This window comes from Amycolatopsis sp. NPDC057786, from assembly GCF_042797905.1.
Lineage (GTDB): Bacteria > Actinomycetota > Actinomycetes > Mycobacteriales > Pseudonocardiaceae > Amycolatopsis.
Genome location: NZ_JBHVKW010000002.1, coordinates 218,740 through 234,010 on the forward strand (window position 1 = coordinate 218,740; position 15,271 = coordinate 234,010).

Annotated in this window: 20 protein-coding genes; 10 read left to right on the forward strand and 10 right to left on the reverse strand. The window is 68.8% G+C overall.

The genetic code is table 11. The features are described from left to right. Window positions 1-3: 3 nt before the first annotated feature. The 3 genes from ACFVM3_RS02710 to ACFVM3_RS02720 are packed head-to-tail and all read right to left on the reverse strand — an operon-like array spanning window position 4 to window position 1,996. On the reverse strand, window positions 4-1,005 hold the full coding sequence (locus ACFVM3_RS02710; protein WP_378434982.1) for an LLM class flavin-dependent oxidoreductase: 1,002 nt from the start codon (window positions 1,003-1,005) through the stop codon (window positions 4-6). Then, a complete protein-coding gene (locus ACFVM3_RS02715) occupies window positions 978-1,133 on the reverse strand; it encodes a hypothetical protein (RefSeq protein WP_125781595.1) in 156 nt (51 codons plus the stop codon). Before ACFVM3_RS02715 ends, ACFVM3_RS02710 begins: the two co-directional genes overlap by 28 nt. Further along, window positions 1,133-1,996: a class E sortase gene (locus ACFVM3_RS02720; protein WP_378434984.1), complete on the reverse strand. Its 864-nt coding sequence runs from the start codon at window positions 1,994-1,996 to the stop codon at window positions 1,133-1,135. Before ACFVM3_RS02720 ends, ACFVM3_RS02715 begins: the two co-directional genes overlap by 1 nt. 468 nt (window positions 1,997-2,464) lie before the next feature. On the opposite strand from ACFVM3_RS02720, the gene crgA reads away from it, so the two are divergent. Continuing rightward, window positions 2,465-2,731, forward strand: a complete 267-nt coding sequence (crgA, locus tag ACFVM3_RS02725) for a cell division protein CrgA (protein ID WP_034322048.1) — start codon at window positions 2,465-2,467, stop codon at window positions 2,729-2,731. 118 nt (window positions 2,732-2,849) lie between these two features. Beyond that, window positions 2,850-3,227: a PH domain-containing protein gene (locus tag ACFVM3_RS02730; protein ID WP_378434986.1), complete on the forward strand. Its 378-nt coding sequence runs from the start codon at window positions 2,850-2,852 to the stop codon at window positions 3,225-3,227. A 51-nt stretch (window positions 3,228-3,278) separates the two neighbouring features. Here the strand turns inward: ACFVM3_RS02730 and ACFVM3_RS02735 are convergent, their stop codons facing one another. Together ACFVM3_RS02735 and ACFVM3_RS02740 are read right to left on the reverse strand one after the other, a co-directional pair. Then, window positions 3,279-4,241 carry a rhomboid family intramembrane serine protease gene (locus tag ACFVM3_RS02735; protein WP_378434919.1) on the reverse strand — a complete coding sequence of 321 codons (963 nt, stop codon included), beginning with the start codon at window positions 4,239-4,241 and terminating at the stop codon, window positions 3,279-3,281. A gap of 43 nt (window positions 4,242-4,284) precedes the next feature. Beyond that, window positions 4,285-4,845 carry a peptidylprolyl isomerase gene (locus ACFVM3_RS02740; RefSeq protein WP_034321953.1) on the reverse strand — a complete coding sequence of 187 codons (561 nt, stop codon included), beginning with the start codon at window positions 4,843-4,845 and terminating at the stop codon, window positions 4,285-4,287. Between the two features lie 89 nt (window positions 4,846-4,934). Here ACFVM3_RS02740 and ACFVM3_RS02745 point away from each other — a divergent pair, with 89 nt between their 5' ends. Then, entirely contained in the window at window positions 4,935-5,642 is a 708-nt protein-coding gene (locus ACFVM3_RS02745) for a hypothetical protein (protein WP_378434921.1), read from the forward strand. Window positions 5,643-5,709: 67 nt separating this feature from the next. Here the strand turns inward: ACFVM3_RS02745 and ACFVM3_RS02750 are convergent, their stop codons facing one another. The 4 genes from ACFVM3_RS02750 to ACFVM3_RS02765 form a co-directional block, all read right to left on the reverse strand. Beyond that, window positions 5,710-5,922, reverse strand: a complete 213-nt coding sequence (locus ACFVM3_RS02750; RefSeq protein WP_378434923.1) for a heavy-metal-associated domain-containing protein — start codon at window positions 5,920-5,922, stop codon at window positions 5,710-5,712. After that, window positions 5,919-6,308: a nuclear transport factor 2 family protein gene (locus ACFVM3_RS02755; protein ID WP_378434925.1), complete on the reverse strand. Its 390-nt coding sequence runs from the start codon at window positions 6,306-6,308 to the stop codon at window positions 5,919-5,921. The genes ACFVM3_RS02750 and ACFVM3_RS02755 overlap by 4 nt, the downstream gene beginning before the upstream one ends. A 167-nt stretch (window positions 6,309-6,475) precedes the next feature. Next, window positions 6,476-6,928, reverse strand: coding sequence for a DUF6918 family protein (locus tag ACFVM3_RS02760; RefSeq protein ID WP_378434926.1), 453 nt, complete (start codon window positions 6,926-6,928; stop codon window positions 6,476-6,478). A gap of 169 nt (window positions 6,929-7,097) precedes the next feature. After that, a complete protein-coding gene (locus ACFVM3_RS02765) occupies window positions 7,098-7,622 on the reverse strand; it encodes a DUF2020 domain-containing protein (RefSeq protein ID WP_219146827.1) in 525 nt (174 codons plus the stop codon). Window positions 7,623-7,695: 73 nt separating this feature from the next. On the opposite strand from ACFVM3_RS02765, the gene ACFVM3_RS02770 reads away from it, so the two are divergent. The 3 genes from ACFVM3_RS02770 (at window position 7,696) to ACFVM3_RS02780 (ending at window position 10,428) form a co-directional block, all read left to right on the forward strand. Then, window positions 7,696-8,415, forward strand: coding sequence for a hypothetical protein (locus ACFVM3_RS02770; RefSeq protein WP_378434928.1), 720 nt, complete (start codon window positions 7,696-7,698; stop codon window positions 8,413-8,415). Then, a complete protein-coding gene (locus ACFVM3_RS02775) occupies window positions 8,415-9,056 on the forward strand; it encodes a pyridoxal 5'-phosphate synthase (RefSeq protein ID WP_378434930.1) in 642 nt (213 codons plus the stop codon). Before ACFVM3_RS02770 ends, ACFVM3_RS02775 begins: the two co-directional genes overlap by 1 nt. A 94-nt stretch (window positions 9,057-9,150) precedes the next feature. Continuing rightward, a complete protein-coding gene (locus ACFVM3_RS02780; protein WP_378434932.1) occupies window positions 9,151-10,428 on the forward strand; it encodes a M14 family metallopeptidase in 1,278 nt (425 codons plus the stop codon). On the opposite strand, the gene ACFVM3_RS02785 is transcribed toward ACFVM3_RS02780, so the two are convergent. Next, complete coding sequence (locus tag ACFVM3_RS02785) at window positions 10,409-11,596, reverse strand: DNA glycosylase AlkZ-like family protein (protein WP_378434934.1); 1,188 nt, start codon at window positions 11,594-11,596, stop codon at window positions 10,409-10,411. The two genes, ACFVM3_RS02780 and ACFVM3_RS02785, sit on opposite strands and share 20 nt — an antisense overlap. Before the next feature lie 44 nt (window positions 11,597-11,640). Between ACFVM3_RS02785 and ACFVM3_RS02790 the strand changes: the two genes are divergently transcribed. From ACFVM3_RS02790 to ACFVM3_RS02805, 4 genes are all read left to right on the forward strand, one after another. Then, on the forward strand, window positions 11,641-12,483 hold the full coding sequence (locus ACFVM3_RS02790; protein WP_378434935.1) for an ADP-ribosylglycohydrolase family protein: 843 nt from the start codon (window positions 11,641-11,643) through the stop codon (window positions 12,481-12,483). Window positions 12,484-12,543: 60 nt separating this feature from the next. Next, a complete protein-coding gene (locus ACFVM3_RS02795) occupies window positions 12,544-13,608 on the forward strand; it encodes a sensor histidine kinase (RefSeq protein WP_378434937.1) in 1,065 nt (354 codons plus the stop codon). Beyond that, entirely contained in the window at window positions 13,599-14,258 is a 660-nt protein-coding gene (locus ACFVM3_RS02800; RefSeq protein ID WP_378434939.1) for a response regulator, read from the forward strand. The genes ACFVM3_RS02795 and ACFVM3_RS02800 overlap by 10 nt, the downstream gene beginning before the upstream one ends. 64 nt (window positions 14,259-14,322) lie before the next feature. After that, on the forward strand, window positions 14,323-15,258 hold the full coding sequence (locus ACFVM3_RS02805) for an alpha/beta hydrolase (RefSeq protein ID WP_378434941.1): 936 nt from the start codon (window positions 14,323-14,325) through the stop codon (window positions 15,256-15,258). Window positions 15,259-15,271 lie beyond the last annotated feature (13 nt).

The following is a 15,271-nucleotide window of genomic DNA, read 5'->3' on the forward strand; positions in this document are numbered from 1 at the left end:
TCATCAACGCAGCGCGGGAAGGACCTCTTCCCCGATCCGCGCGATGTTCTCGAGCGTTCCCTCCGGCGTACCGGACGCTTCCACCATCATGATCACGTGGGAGACCCCGGTACGCCGGATGCTCGTTCCCAGCCGGTCGACGCAGTACTCCACTCCGCCGATCGGGTGCATCTCGCACAGCCGGTCGGTGTAGGCGACCGGATCCTTGTTCAGTCCCCGTTTGCCGTCGAGGTAGACGTGACCGGCGAATCCCTCCGTGAGGGAGCCCGGCAACGCGGACCGCACGACGTCCAGCGCGTCGTCCCCGACCTGGCACATCACCGTCGAGACATGCCCGGCGGCGGAATCCCCGTACGCGGCAAGGGTTTCGATCTTGCCGTCGTCGTCGGTGTGCAGCCCGAGCAGCATCGGCAGCCCGCGATCGGCGGCGAGCCGGACCGCGCGGGAGCGTGCGTCCCCGCAGGCCACGACCAGGCGCGGAGCCCGCTCCGGCCGCGGCACCATCGGCACCTCGCGGAACGCGAAGTGCTCACCCTCGGCGGAGACGGTCTTCGACGTCATCGCCGCGAGCAACAGGTCGAGGCTCTCCTCGAATCCCGTTTCGTAGCGGGCCGCGCCGGTGCCGAAGACCTCCAGGTCCTGCCACGGCCCGCCCCGGCCGACGCCGATCCGCAGCCGTCCGCCGGAAACCGCGTCGAGCAGTGACCACTGTTCGGCGAGCGCCACCGGATGCGCGACCGACAGCACGCTCACCGCGGTGCCGACGGCGATCCGCTCGGTGCGGCCCAGTACGTGCGCGGCGAGGGTGATCGCGGACGGGCAGACGCCGTACGGCATGAAGTGGTGCTCGGCGAACCACACGTCGTCGAACCCGGCCCGTTCCGCGGCGATGGCGGCGTCGACCGACCGGCGCAGGACATCGGCGTCCTCCTGCCCGGGAAACCGCCCGGAGACCAGGAAGACGCCGAACCGCGCGTCTACTGGACGCTCACTTCGTTGAACCAGAGCCGGGGTTCCAGCCACGGGAAGACGACGAACATCAGCAGCGCCACGACCCCGAGCGCCAGCACGACCGCCGTCGCGAGCTTCACCGCGAAGGGGCCCGGCAGCTTGCGCCAGATCCAGCCGTACATCAGCGCGCCTCCGAGATCTTGGGCAGGAGTTCGGCGTAGGAGCCGACCTGGTTCTTCGGCACCTGCTGAGCCAGCACCGCGTGGATGATGAGCCGCTCCTTCGCCGAGAACTTCGGGTGACAGGTCGTCAGCGTGAGCAGCGAGACCTGATCGGCCTTCGGCAGGATCGCCGGGTCCTTGTACGGCACCGGGTTCACCGTCTCGCCCTTGGACGGGAACACGATGCGGCGGCCGTTGGTCTCACCGTAGGGGCCGCCGTCGACGGCGTTCGGGTCGCGCAGCGTCCCGACGTTCTTGCACTTCGGCTGCGCGCCCTTGCCCGCGGCCCAGCCTTCGACCTCGTCCTTGTACGGCAGCACCTTGTAAATGTAGAAGTCGGTCTGCGTCTCGATGATGATCTGGTCGCACGAGCTGAGGTTGTCCAGATCGTTGAACGGCGCGCCCTTGCCGACACGGTGTCCCGCGATGGCGAAGTTGCCCGGCTCGCCCGGCAGTGCCGTGCCCTTGTAGTGGCCGGGGCCGACTTCGAGCGCCGCCTCGGTGGTGCCTTCCTGGATGGTGAAGTTGAAGTCGGCACCGAACACCGGGATGTGGATCCTGGCGAACGCCTTCCCGTCGACCAGGTCGGGGTGCAGCTGCCGGTCCTTGCCCCACTCGCCGTCCAGTTCCGAACTGGCCTCGGACTGTTTGTTCGCGGAGAACAGGTCGGTCACGTAGACCTCGTAGACCATGAACAGCAGCACCACGAGGCCGGCGGTGATGAGGAGCTCGCCGACGGTCCGGATGGCGGCGCCGCCCTTGCCCAGTTCGCGCGGCGGCGGACGTTCTTCGGTCGCGGTGCCACCGCCGACCGGTTCGAAGATGACGGTCTCTTCGGTCGACCCCGGCGGCGGCGCGGGACGACGGCGAGGCGGCGGCGCGTCCGTCCGGCGGCGCGGCGGGGGTCCGTCGTACGCCCTGCCGTCCGGCGGCCTCCGGCGAGGCGTCGGCGCCTCGCCAGGGGCCCGGCGCGGCGGAATTGCGTCCTCCGGCCTACGCCGGGGGGCCGGACGGCCTCCACCGGGTGGTCGTTCGGAGTACCGCCGCCGGTCCCCGCCCGGCTCTTCCCGCTCAGCCACCACGCAAAGCTCCTAATCTCGAACCAAGCCGCAGTATCGAACCGACACGATGTCGAACCGTGTGTGACACCATTGTCACAGTGCGGGAAATCGACCGGTCCCGGACGGTGCCCAGCGGCGCTCGTTTACGTTAACGTGTGCACGTGGCGCTGGTTGCGCACCCGAAAGCGGGTCATCGCCACCAGGGAAGCCGAACAGTACGCGAGGAACACGATGCCGAAGTCCAAGGTCCGCAAGAAGACGGCGTACACCCCGCCGACCGACCGCCGCACGCCGGTGAAGGTCAAGGCGGCGGGCCCGTCGAACCTGTTCTACAAGATCGTGATGTTCGGCCTCATGTTGATCGGCCTGATGTGGCTGGTCGTCAACTACATCGCGGGCGACAAGATCCCCTTCATGGCGGATCTGGGCAACACGAACTTCGCCATCGGTTTCGTGCTGATGATCGCCGGGTTGCTCATGACGATGCGGTGGCGGTGAGCATTACCCCGGATGGCGGCTTGACGCCTAATTACACCGGTGTGACTCATCCCCAGTGTGGATAACCCCTGTGGATAACTACCCCACCTCCTGGGCGCCGCAGCAGAACGTTGTGGTAGTGGCTTGGCTGATCACCCTGTTGTTGCTGGCAGGAGTGCTGTGGCTGGCCTTCGGCGGCGACGTCGGCGGCACCCTCCTGACCGGGGTCGCGATGTTGTCCGTGGGCGCTCTCGCGCTGCACGGCACCCTGCTCCGTCCCCGGCTGGCCGCCGGACCCGACGGAATCGTGGCCAGGACCGTCGGCGGCGCGCACCGCTACTCCTGGTCCGAAGCCCGGCTGCGGTTGCGCACGACGCGGCGGCTCGGCCGGGACAGCCTGACCCTCGAAGTCGAATCCGGCGACCACTTGCTGGTGTTCGGCCGGATCGACCTCGGTGAGGACCCCAGGGACGTCCTGGACGTCCTCACGGCCCTCAAGGGTCAGGCGTTGTCGTGACTTCTTGATCTCTCCACCGGGTACCGGATGCCCCACTCGGGGGAACCGGGACTACTTCGGGTAGCAGACGTAGGTGGGCGCACCCCGGCTGGTGGTGAGCTCGCAGGACGCGGAAATCGTCTGGGCGTCCTTCCAGACGACGAGCCCGATCATCGCCACCACGACGATCGCGATTCCGCCGATCTGCCACTTCAGCCGGTTCTTCTCCGGGGCGTACAGCAGCGCGAAGGTGGCCACCAGGCCGGCGACGAAACCACCGGCGTGGCCGAGAATCGAGATGCTGGGCACCTGGAAGGTGATGAAGACGTTCAGGCCGAGGATGACCAGCAACCAGGTCGGATTGAGCCTCAGCTTGATGACGATGACCGTGTACGCGCCGATGAGCCCGAAGATGGCGCCGGACGCGCCGACCACCGGGCCGGCGTCGAGATCGTTGAAGACCAGGTTCGCGGCCGAGCCGCCGATCATCGAAACGAAGTAGAGCACCGTGAACGGCACACGGCCGAGCGCGGTCTCCAGGGGGCGGCCGACGAACCACAGCGAGAACGCGTTGCTCGCGATGTGCAGCAGGCCGTACTGGAGGAAGCCCGAGGTGAAGATCCGCCACCACTCGTCGCCTGCCAGCGTCGCCGGATTCCACAGCTGGCCGAGTTGGAAGAGCTCGGAGAAGTTGTTGTTCACGATGCTGCCCGACTGGGCGACCGTGATGAAGAAGATGATGACGTTGAGCGCCAGGAGGACCGGCGTCACGACAGCCGTCTGAACGGGCTGGGCGCCCGCGAGGGTGCGCGCGCCGTAGCCCGCGTCGCGGTACTGCTTCTGCTGGACGCGGTCCTGTTGCCGTCCTGCCTGGATGCAGTCGGTGCAGTGGAAGCCGACGGCGGCTTCGCGCAGGCAATCCGGGCAGGCCGGACGCTCGCAGCGTGAACAGCTCAGCCCGGTCGGCCGGTTCGGGTGCCACCAGCAGCCGGGCATGGCGGCCTGCTGGTACTGGGGATTCGGTGGTTGGCTCACGATGCCACCAACCTACCGAAATCCCCAGTGACAGGCTCTGTGATCAGCCCTCGCGGCTGATGCTGACCTTCTCGATGACGATGTCCTGCAGCGGACGGTCGGCCGGACCGGTCGCCGTGCGGCCGATCGCGTCGACGACGTCGCGGGAAGCCTGGTCCGCGACCTCACCGAAGATGGTGTGTTTGAAGTTGAGGTGCGTCGTCGGCGCGACGGTGATGAAGAACTGCGAGCCGTTGGTGCCGGGTCCGGCGTTGGCCATGGCCAGCAGGTACGGCTTGGAGAACTGGAGCTCCGGGTGGAACTCGTCGCCGAACTTGTAGCCGGGGCCGCCGCGGCCGGTGCCGGTCGGGTCGCCGCCCTGCAGCATGAAACCGTCGATGACGCGGTGGAAGATCGACCCGTCGTAGAACGGGCCCGAGTTCGTACCCTGCGCGTTGGGCTGGGTGTACTCCTTGCTGCCCTCGGCGAGCCCGACGAAGTTCGCGACCGTCTTCGGCGCGTGGTCGGGGAACAGGTTCAGGTTGATGTCACCCTGGTTGGTGTGCAGAGTGGCCTTCAGCGCGCCACCAATGAGGGATCCCTTGCTTTCAGTCACGAGCTTCATCGTGCCATCTGCGGCAAGATCTGGGGAAAAGGGGCACGATAGGTTACAAGCAACGAAGCAGAATCAAAACGATTGATGAGGTGAAGGCCATGACCCGGGCCGCAGATTCGGTGAGCGAGTCGGCGAAGGCCGGCGCGCTCGGCCTGCGCAAACGTGCCGTCGAGGCGGGTAAGGAAGCCACCGCCCACGCCGTAGAGGTAGCCGAGCAGAAGCTCTCCGAGAGCGCCGGTGAGATCGCTAAGACCAGCCGTCGCGCGCGCAAGAAGCTCGCGAAGAAGACGGAACTGACCCGCAAGGAGCTCAAGCGCAGCTCCAAGGCGGCTCGCAAGGAGGCGTTGGCCAGGATTTCCGAGATGCGGAAGCCGGGCCGCAAGGCGCGCAAGGCGGCCATCCAGGCCGCGAAGTCCGCCGGCGAGTCCAAGCGCCGGGGCAAGAAGGACTTCAAGGCGGCGAAGAAGGACTTCAAGGCCGCGCTCGTCGAGGCGAAGTCGGCGGCCAAGGGGACGCGCAAGCGTCGTCGCTGGCCGTGGGTGATCGGTATCGCGGTGGTCGGCGCCGGTGCCGCCTACGCGCTGCGTTCCAAGCAGGAGCCGCCGGTCGCGCCCGCGCCGCCGAAGGCTCCGCCCGCTCCTCCGGCGAAGCCCGCCGCTCCGGCAGCGGCTGCTCCGAAACCCGCACCGGCGAAGCCGGCCACTCCCGCGAAGCCCGCTGCTTCCGGTCCGGCTCCGGCCAAGCCCGCGGCTCCGAAGAACGGGCACCAGGCTTCGAACGCCGGCTCCGCCGACAAGAAGAACTGACGCCTCACGCTTTTCTGCTTGTCGCGAAGGGTCGCCCAGGACCACTCTCCGGTCCTGGGCGGCCCTTTCACGTTCCGGGGACGAGTTCGTAGCCCGCTTCTTCGACGGCGGCGCGGACGACCGCGACGTCGAGGACCTCGTCACTGGTGACGGTCACCGTCCCGTTCTCGACGTCCACCGCCACGCCGGTGACCCCCGCGATGGTCTCGATCTCCTCGGTGACGAAGCCCGCGCAGTGCCCGCAGGCCATTCCGCTCACGGTGTAGGTGCTCGCGCTCATGCCGCCGGCACCGTCCGGGTGAGCGTGTGGCCGCGGCGCATCCGGCCCTCGGGAGTGAACTCCCCGAAGAAGTACACATCCAGCTTGAGGTCCCTCTTGCGATTCGTCACGTGGAGAGTGCTCCGCGCGGCGATCCGGTTCCCGTCCGCCACCGCGTCGTGCACTTCCATCCGCGCCGTGGGCCGGTTCTTGCGGACCGGACGGGTGTGCGCGATGAGCTTGTCCCGGTCCATCCGGTGCCCGTCGGCGATCTGCACGATGTCCGGCGTGTGATAGCGGTCGACGATCACGCCCGCGTCTTCGTCGCTGTTCACCAGTTCGTCGTGAAAGGACTCGTGGAAGTCCGCGATGAACTTCTTCGGATCGGTGCCGTGAAAGGGCGTCATCGTGCTCCCCAAGCCGCGCGAGTTATCTCTTACACGTTGTAAGATATCCGTGGAGCGCGAGCTTTGACAAGCTGTAAGAACTACGAAGGGGCGCCGCCACTCCCGACGTGATGTCGAGAGCGGACGGCGCCCCTTCGGGTGTTCGGCTCAGCGCGTGGCTGAACGGGTCACGCGTTCGCGGCGTGCTTGTCGATCAGCTGGCCGAGGCGGGGAAGGGCCTCCTCGACGTTCTTCTTGCCGTTCGGGCGCAGCTTCGAGTAGACCTTCTTGATGCTGTCGCGGCTGCTCTTCTCGGCGCGCGCGTCGGTGACCGACAGGAGCGCGTCCGAGGCCTCGTCGCTGCGGCCGACCAGGTAGGCACCGAAGTCGTTGCCGCCCTTGGCCTTGTAGTCGCCGTAGAACGGCTCGAGGGCCACGGTGAAGTCGTCGAGCAGGGTGTCGACGGCGGCGGGGATGATGCCCGGCTTGATCTTCTTGACGGCGGCGAAGCCGGTCTTCACGACGGCACCCGAAACGCCGCCCTTGTCCGAGACCTCGGCGTCGACGAGGCCTTCGAAGTCGCTCACGACCGCCGGGCGACGGCTGGAGTCGAGCAAGATTTCCTTGAGGGTGTCAGCCACGAAACCTGTCCTTTTGTCTTATGGGGAGAAAATGATCTTTTGTGCCGCCGAGCCACACCGCAAGGCGGCCTCCGCCGGATCTGGCGCCCGCGCTGGTCCCGCGAAACCTCGCGCGTGCGGCACAGGGTAGTACAAGATCAACTTCACTCTGACGTGTGGATACCACTACCTAGAGCTTCAGCTCACCGATAGCCTCCTTCGCCACCGTACGTGCTTTGATGCTCTGCTTCTGGTTGGTGGTCACGACAACCGCGTTCCCGCCCTTCGCGACCGCGTAAACGGCGCCTTCGCCGGAAGGCTGGTAGCCGCCCTTCCAGCCCGCCGGTTCGTCGGCCGGGTTCGAGGTGTCGATGGGCGCGGCCTGGTCCACCAGCGCCTTGGCCACTGCGGGTTCCCCGACGTACACACGCACGGTGAGCTGCAGTTTCCCGCTCAGCGCATAGAAGAAACACGTCGGATGCGGCTGATCGGCCGAGGTCTTGACCTTGGAGACCTTCTGCCCGTTGGCGTCCGAGACGAAGTCGGTGCCGAGGTACGGGCACGGGCCTTTGCCGGTGGGTTCCGGGGCGGGCGGGATGCTGGGCGCCGCGGTCTTCGACGGCGCGGGCGAACTCGCCGCGGGCGGCGGCTGTTCCGTCGGCCCGCAGGCCGCCAGCAGCGGCACGACGAGCGGCAAGATCAGAAGACGTCGCATAGTGGCGTCCAGTGAAGCAGATCGCCGTTTTCGTGCGACGATGGCGCTGCGCGAGGAGTCTTCGGGAGGGTCAGTGCTCAGCAAGGAGCAGTACCTGGGTGCGGTGGCGGAACGTATCCAGCGCAGCGGGGGCAGGCTGAACACCGTCCAGATCGGGCCGAGCGCGGCCGTCGTGGGGCTGTTCACCGAGTCCGTGATGATGTCGACGATGAACTACTGCGTGGTCGCCGCGGCGATCCCGGAGGTCACCGCGCCCGCGTTGTACGACTTCACCAGGCTGGCGACGCAGCACGCGCGCGCGAACGTGATGGGCACGGTCGGCTGGACGGCCGCTTCGGTGGTCATCGCCGGGCTGATCGGCGACCGCGTGTACCCGGACGCCGCGCAGGCCGCGTCGGCGAAGTCCGGCAACCAGTTCGGCGGCGAGACGCGCATGGTGGCCGTCGACGTTTCGGCGGCGCAGATGTACGCGTTCGTCGGCGGGAAGCTGTGGGGCGCGGCGGTACAGGGTTCGGTCAACGCGAAGCTGACGTTCTGTTTCCCGCAGCCGGCCGAGGTCTATCAGCAGGTGCAGTGGGCGCAGTCGCAGGGCCAGCAGCCCCCCATGCCGCCGGGACCGCCGGGGCCGCCGCCGGGTCAGCAGCCACCTCCCGGCTGGCAGCCGCAGCAGCCACCGCCGCCGCAGTACCCGGTCGGTCCGCCGCCCGCGCAGGGTCCGCCGCCGGGTCAGCATCCGCCGCACTATCCCCCGCCCGCGCCCGGTTATCCGCCGCAGCGCCCGCCGGGGTACTGATGAACCGCACGTTGCGCGGCTGGCCGTCGTTTCCCGAAGAGCTTCCGGAGTTCGACATCGAGGCCGCACCCGCGACCCCGCGCGAGCTTTTCCTGGAATGGCTCGAAGAAGCGGGTGAGCACGTACTGGCGCCGCACGCCGTCACTCTGTCCACAGTGGACGCCGAGGGCGTACCGGACGCGCGGGTGGTGATCCTCAAAGACGTCGACGGGGACACCTGGGCGGTCGCGACGAGCTCCGAAAGCCCGAAAGGTGTTCAGCTGGCGAAGAATCCGTTCGCCGCGCTGACCTTCTTCTGGCCGGGACGTGGCCGTCAGGTGCGCCTGCGCGGCCCGGTCTCGCCCGCCGACGCCGAGGTGTCCGCCGCCGACTTCACCGCCCGGCCGCCGGCGTCCAGGGTGGAGGCGTTCATCGGCAGGCAGTCACAGGTACTGGAGGATCCGGCCGACCTCGACCGCGCGGCCGCGGAAGCGGAGCGGTGGGTCGAGGAGAATCCCGGTGTGGCACCGGAAACCTGGACCCGCTACCTGGTGACGCCGTCCGAAGTGGAGTTCTGGCAGGCGAGCCACGACCGGCGGCACAAGCGGCTCCGCTACCGGCGCGAGCATGGAAGCTGGCACAAAGAACGCCTCTGGCCGTAAACGGTAACTGGGAACGACGATCGTCGGGTTGTCGTGGATGATTCACCTCGGCGACGGTGAACGGCACCTTGTCCCCAGATCGTTCGGAGGCGAAATGTCCACACGCCGTCGCATCGGGGGCGCCCTGGCCGCCACAGGGCTCGCCCTGCTGGCCGTCACGACGCCCGTCGCGAGCGCCCAGACCGGCGACCCGGCGAGAGGGCTGTACTCGGTGGAAGGCGCGTCCACGCCGGACAAACGCACCGAGGTCGCTCGTACCGGCGTCGACGTCGCGGGCTCGCGGGGCGGCGCGCTGACCGTCGTCGCCACGCCGGGACAGGCCGCGGCCCTGCGCGCCAACGGCTTCGGCCTGAAGCAGCTCGGCGACTTCGACAGCATGCTGAAACAGCGGAGTGCCAAGGCGGGCACCGCAGCGGTCGCGGGCGACTTCCCGCCGGGCGACGAGGCGTACCACACCTACGCCGAAACGACCGCTGAGCTGCAGAAGGCCGCGAAGGACCACGGCGACATCGCGACGCTGTCCAGCGTCGGCAAGTCCCATGAGGGTCGCGACCTGAACCTGCTGAAGATCAGCGACAACGCGGGCACGGACGAGAACGAGCCCGAGGTCCTGTTCACCTGCAACCAGCACGCGCGCGAACACCTCACCACCGAGATGTGCCTGCGGATCGTGCAGCGGTTCACCAGCGGCTACGCGAGCGACCCTGCCATCAAGAAGATGGTCGACGAGCACGAGATCTACGTGATCCCGAACGTCAACCCGGACGGTTCCGAGTACGACATCACCGGCGGCGAGTACCAGGGCTGGCGCAAGACGCGGAAGCCCGTGCCGGGCAGCAGCGCGATCGGCACCGACCCGAACCGCAACTGGGACTACAAGTGGAACTGCTGCGGCGGGTCGAGCGACAACCCGTCCGCCGAGGATTACCACGGCCCGTCGGCGTTCTCCGAGCCCGAGACCAAGGCGGTCGCGGACTTCGTGGACTCCCGGGTGGTCGGTGGCGCGCAGCAGATCAAGACGCACATCGACTTCCACACCTTCTCGGAACTGGTGCTCTGGCCGTACGGCTACACGAAGGCAGACACCGACACGGGCCTGAGCGAGGAGGAAGCGAAGCGGTTCGCCGACGTCGGCAAGCAGATGGCCGCCACCAACGGCTACACGCCGGAGCAGTCCAGCGATCTGTACGTCACCGACGGCGACGTCAACGACTGGTTGTGGGGCAAGCACAAGATCCTCAGCTACACCTTCGAGATGTACCCGAAGGACGGCGGGATCGACGGCTTCTACCCGCCCGCTTCGGTCATCCCGGAGCAGACCGCCCGCAACGACAAGGCGGTCGACATCCTGATCAACGAGGCGAAAGCCTGAGATCGGCCACTCGCGACGCCCGGCTCTTCGGCGAATCCAAGCTGAAGCTCCGGGCGTCGCCCAGCTGGTCACGGACGAACTCCTCGGTCCGCGCGATCGTCTCCCGCAGCGCGGCGTCCTCGTCGCCGAAGAACTTGTGGACGATCTTGCCCGTCTCCGTGTCGAACTCCCACAAGCCGGCGATGCGGCCGCGGTCGACGATGACGTGGCTCGGCGGATCCGCCTGCCCGCCCAGGGTCTCCCCCGCGCGGCCTCCGGGCACCGGACGTTCGACGTCGGCGTCGGCGAGCAGCCGCGGCAGCTCGCGGTGCAGAAGGTGGATGCCGTCGATCCCGGCGAGCAGCGCGTACGACGGCTCGGACGGCACGGTGAACGCGGCGAACTCGTCGGCGATCTCCTTGGGCATCAAGAGATCGGTGCCGTCGAGCGACACGAGTTCCAGCTGTTCCGCGATCTTCTTCGCACTGGCCGCGGTGAATCCGGAGAACCAGCGGAAATGCTTCAGCGAAGCCGGCGCCGCCCATGAGAAGTACCGCCGGGCGAGTTCCGTTCGCGCGGTGTCCATATCGGACAGTCCGCCGCGCGGGGACGGCGTCCAGCGGACGTAGCCGTAGCGCTGCTGGTCCAGCCGCCCGTTGACCGGCACCCGGCGGATGTCGCCGCGGGCCTGGAGCAGGCCGAGCGCGAGTGGCAACGTCGTGGTGGTGCCGCGTTTGCGGCCTGCTTCCCCGAGGTTGCGCACAGCCGATCCGGCGGCTTCCTTGATCGCGGCCGGAGAGAGCGGTTCGCTGTCGAGCAGATCGGCGACCGTGACGCACAGCTGCTCGATCTCGGCCTGCGTGACACCGAGGTACTTCTCCGCGGCCGCGAGTTCGCCGGCAGGCGCCGCCGCGCCGACGGTCAGGCCGAGTTCGAAATCCGCCGACGGCAGGACGTAGGTGCAGCCACGCGCCGAAGGCAGTTCGTGGATGGCGAGCCGCGCGACGTCCGCGTCGACCGTTTCGCGATCGAGGCGGGCTCTGGCGAACAGCCCGAGGTAGGGCGCCGACCCGCCGACCGAGCGCATCCAGCCGGTCCGCTCCAGCACGGCGGCCGCCGAGGATCCGCGCAGCGTTCCGTCGAGCCCCTGCCGATGTGCCCACCACGCGCGCAGCTTGTCGGTCGCCATGGCTCCACGGTAGGCGGCACCCCGCGGCCTGGCACGATGACGGGATGCTGGTCGAACTGGCCATCGGCGACGCGTACGGAGGCTCCTTCGAGCACGCGTACCCGAGCTTCGTGGCCGAGCACAACAAGCTGACCGGTTACGTGGCGCAGCCCGGTGCCCAGACGGGTCGCTACACCGACGACACGCAGATGACGATCGCCATCGCCGAGGTGCTCGTGTCGGGACGGCGATGGACGCCGCTGCTGCTCGCCGAGCGGTTCGTGCGGGCGTATCACCGCGATCCGCACGACGGCTACGCGCCGCGTTTCCATCAGCTGCTCAGCGAGGTCCAGGACGGCGAAGAGCTGCTACGGCGGCTTCAGCCGCAAAGCGACAAGAGCGGCGCGGCCATGCGCGCCGGGCCGATCGGGCTCCTGCCGACCGTCGACGACGTCCTCTACCACGCGAAACTGCAGGCCAGGATCACCCACGACACCCCGGCCGGGATCGCCGCGGCGCAGGCCGCCGCGCTGGCCGTGCACTACTGCCACCATCGGGTGGGTCCGCTGTCCGAGGTCGCGAGGTGGATCGACGGGATCCTTCCGGAGGACGTCGGGCACGGCGGCTGGGCGCTGCCGTGGTCGGGCAAAGTCGGGCCGCAGGGGTGGATGAGCGTGCGTGCCGCGCTGACCGTGTTGTCCGGCGGCGGAGGACTCGCGCGAATGCTCCACGCCGCCGTCGCGCTCACCGGCGACGTCGACACCGTCGCGACGATCGCGCTGGCCGCCGCGTCGCGCTCGCCCGAGGTGGCGCAGGATCTGCCGCCGGTGCTGTGGCGCGACCTGGAGAACGGCGAGTTCGGCCGCGACTATCTGGCGGCGCTCGACGAGCGGCTGCTGCACATCTGACGTAGACGGGCTCCACGGAACGCGGACGCGCGCGCCCGCCGGTTTCGGCAGACTGAGCGGGTGAAGTGGCTGATCAGGGGTGGGGCCGTCGCCGCGTGGCTCGCGGTGAGCGCGCTGCTCGTCGTCGGCACGGCGAATCTCGAACCCGGGCCGGGGGAACGCCCGGCCGACGCGTTCGGCTTCGGCGTCGTCGCGCTCGCTTGTCTCGCGCTCGCGGCAGCGTGGCGGATCCCGGTCGCCGCGGCCGGGACGGAAGCGTTTGCGCTGCTGCTCTACCTGGGGTTCGGCTATCCCGACGGTCCGGTGTTGTTCGCCGGTCTCGTGCCGCTGTTCGCGCTCGGAACCCTTCGTCCGCGGCGGCTCGCGTACGCCGTCGCGGGCGGTATGGCGGTGATAGTCGTAGGCGCGAACCTGGCCACCGGAGGAGCGGGCGTCCTCGATCTGGTCTTCGTCGGCTGGGCGGGCGTAGCGGTCTTCGCGGCCGACGCGCTTCGAGGACGGCGCGAGCGGGCGGCGGCCGCGGCACAGGCGGAACGCGATCGCGTCCTGGGCGAGCGACTGCGCATCGCACAGGATCTGCACGACAGCGTCGGCCACGCGATGGCGGTCATCAACGTCCAGTCGGGGATGGCCGAGCACGTGATCGACGATCACCCGGAAGTGGCGAAGGAAGCGCTCGGCGTCGTCCGCACGGTCAGCGGCACGATCCTGGACGAGCTGAACGCGATGGTGCGGTTGTTGCGCGACGACTCCGCCCCGCTCCGGCCCGCGCCCGAGGTGGCGGACCTTCCCGCGCTGGTCGCCTCGGCGAACCAGGCGGGCCTGGCTGTCACGCTGGACCTCGACGCCCCCGGGATCGGGCAGCCGGTCGGCGGCGCGGTGTACCGGATCGTCCAGGAATCCCTCACGAACGCCGCGAAACACGGCGCGTCGGACGCCGCGGTGACGGTGCGAGCCGACGAGAACGGCCTGCGGCTCGACGTAATCAACGAGGTCCGTGGGCCTGGTCCGGACGTCCCCGGCGCCGGGATCAGGGGAATGGGTGAACGCGCCAGGGCGACCGGCGGCACACTGACCGCGGGTCGTGAGGACGGGAGGTTCCGGGTGAGCGCGCGATGGCCGTGATCAGGGTGGTGCTCGCCGACGATCAGCTGCTGGTGCGGTCCGGGTTCGCGGCGCTGCTCCGGGTGGAAGCCGGAATCACCGTGGTGGGTGAAGCGGACGACGGCGAGGCGGCGGTCGCCGTCGTCTCGGAAACCGTGCCCGACGTGGTGCTGATGGATGTCCGGATGCCGGGGACGGACGGGCTGGAGGCCACCCGGCGGATCATGGCGGACGAACGGCTTTCCGGTGTCCGCGTCCTCATGCTGACGACGTTCGACCTCGACGAATACGTCTTCGACGCGCTGCGCGCCGGAGCGAGCGGCTTCCTGCTCAAACACACGAGGCCCGCCGATCTGATCCAGGCGGTCCGCGTCGTGGCGGCGGGGGACGCGCTCCTCTCCCCGAGCGTGACCAGGCGCCTGATCGCGGAATTCACCGCTCGGCCGTCACCTTCGCTGCCCCGCGCCGACGGCTCGGCGTTCACCGAGCGAGAGCACGAAGTCGTCGTTCGCGTCGCGCAAGGGATGTCGAACGAAGAGATCGCGCGGGAGTTCGTGATCAGCGCGGCGACCGTGCGGACCCATGTCAGCCGGGCGATGACCAAGGTCCACGCCCGCGACCGCGCCCAGCTGGTGGTCTTCGCCTACCAAAGCGGGATGGTGCGCGCCTGACGTAGCCGCCGATCCCCACACCGGCACGACGACGCGACCCCGGCCCGCGAGCGACGCTTTCGCCATGAAATTCATCGCGAAAGCCGCTCTGCTCACCGCGGTCCTGTCCCTGTCCGGAACCACGACCGCACTCGCCTCGGAACGACCGGCGCGCTGCGCCGAACAACGCTTCGCGGTCCAGGTGAACGGCGAACGCCAGACGATCGCGGGCGAACTCTGCGTCCGGGGAAGACTCACCCCGCGCACTCCGGTCCAGGTCCTGTTGCACGGCGGGACCTACGACCGCGCCTACTGGGACTGGCCGTACCAGCCGCGTCGATACTCCTATGTGGACAGTGCGACCCGCGCGGGCTACGCGACGCTCAACCTCGACCGGCTCGGCTACGGCCGCAGCAGCCGTCCGGATCCGGAGACCCTCGACTTCGAAGCCGGCGGCGAGGCCGTGCACCAGGTCGTCCGGCAGCTGCGCCCGCGGTTCCGCACGATCGTCCTCAATGGACATTCCATGGGCGGGCTCGTCGCGGAACGGGCCGCCGGACGGGGCGGCGTCGACGCCGTGATCGTCAGCGGTATCCCGCGTGACCGGCCCGGCGCCCGGTCCGCGGCGACGGAATCACCGTTCCATCCGGCCGAGCTGGACCCGAAGTTCGCCGGAAAGCCTTGGGCCCGCGGCTATTTCACGACACGGCCCGGCACCCGCGCACAGACCTTCCACCACCCCGGCACCTACGACCCGGCGATCATTCCGGTCGAAGAAGCCCTCAAGGACACGCTGGCGTCGGCGGAACTCCGCTCGGTAGGCCCCGGCGCCGCGACACGATCGGCATCGACGGTCCCGACGGCGTACGTACTCGGCGAACACGACACCCTGGTCTGCGGAAGCGGCGACTGCGGCGCCGACGAGATCGTGCGGGGCAGCGGTCACTCGATCAACACCAGCCTCGCCGCACCGGCCTTCTACCGGTGGACCTTCGCTTGGCTGGCTCGAAAGTTAGGGTAACCTAACCTAGACT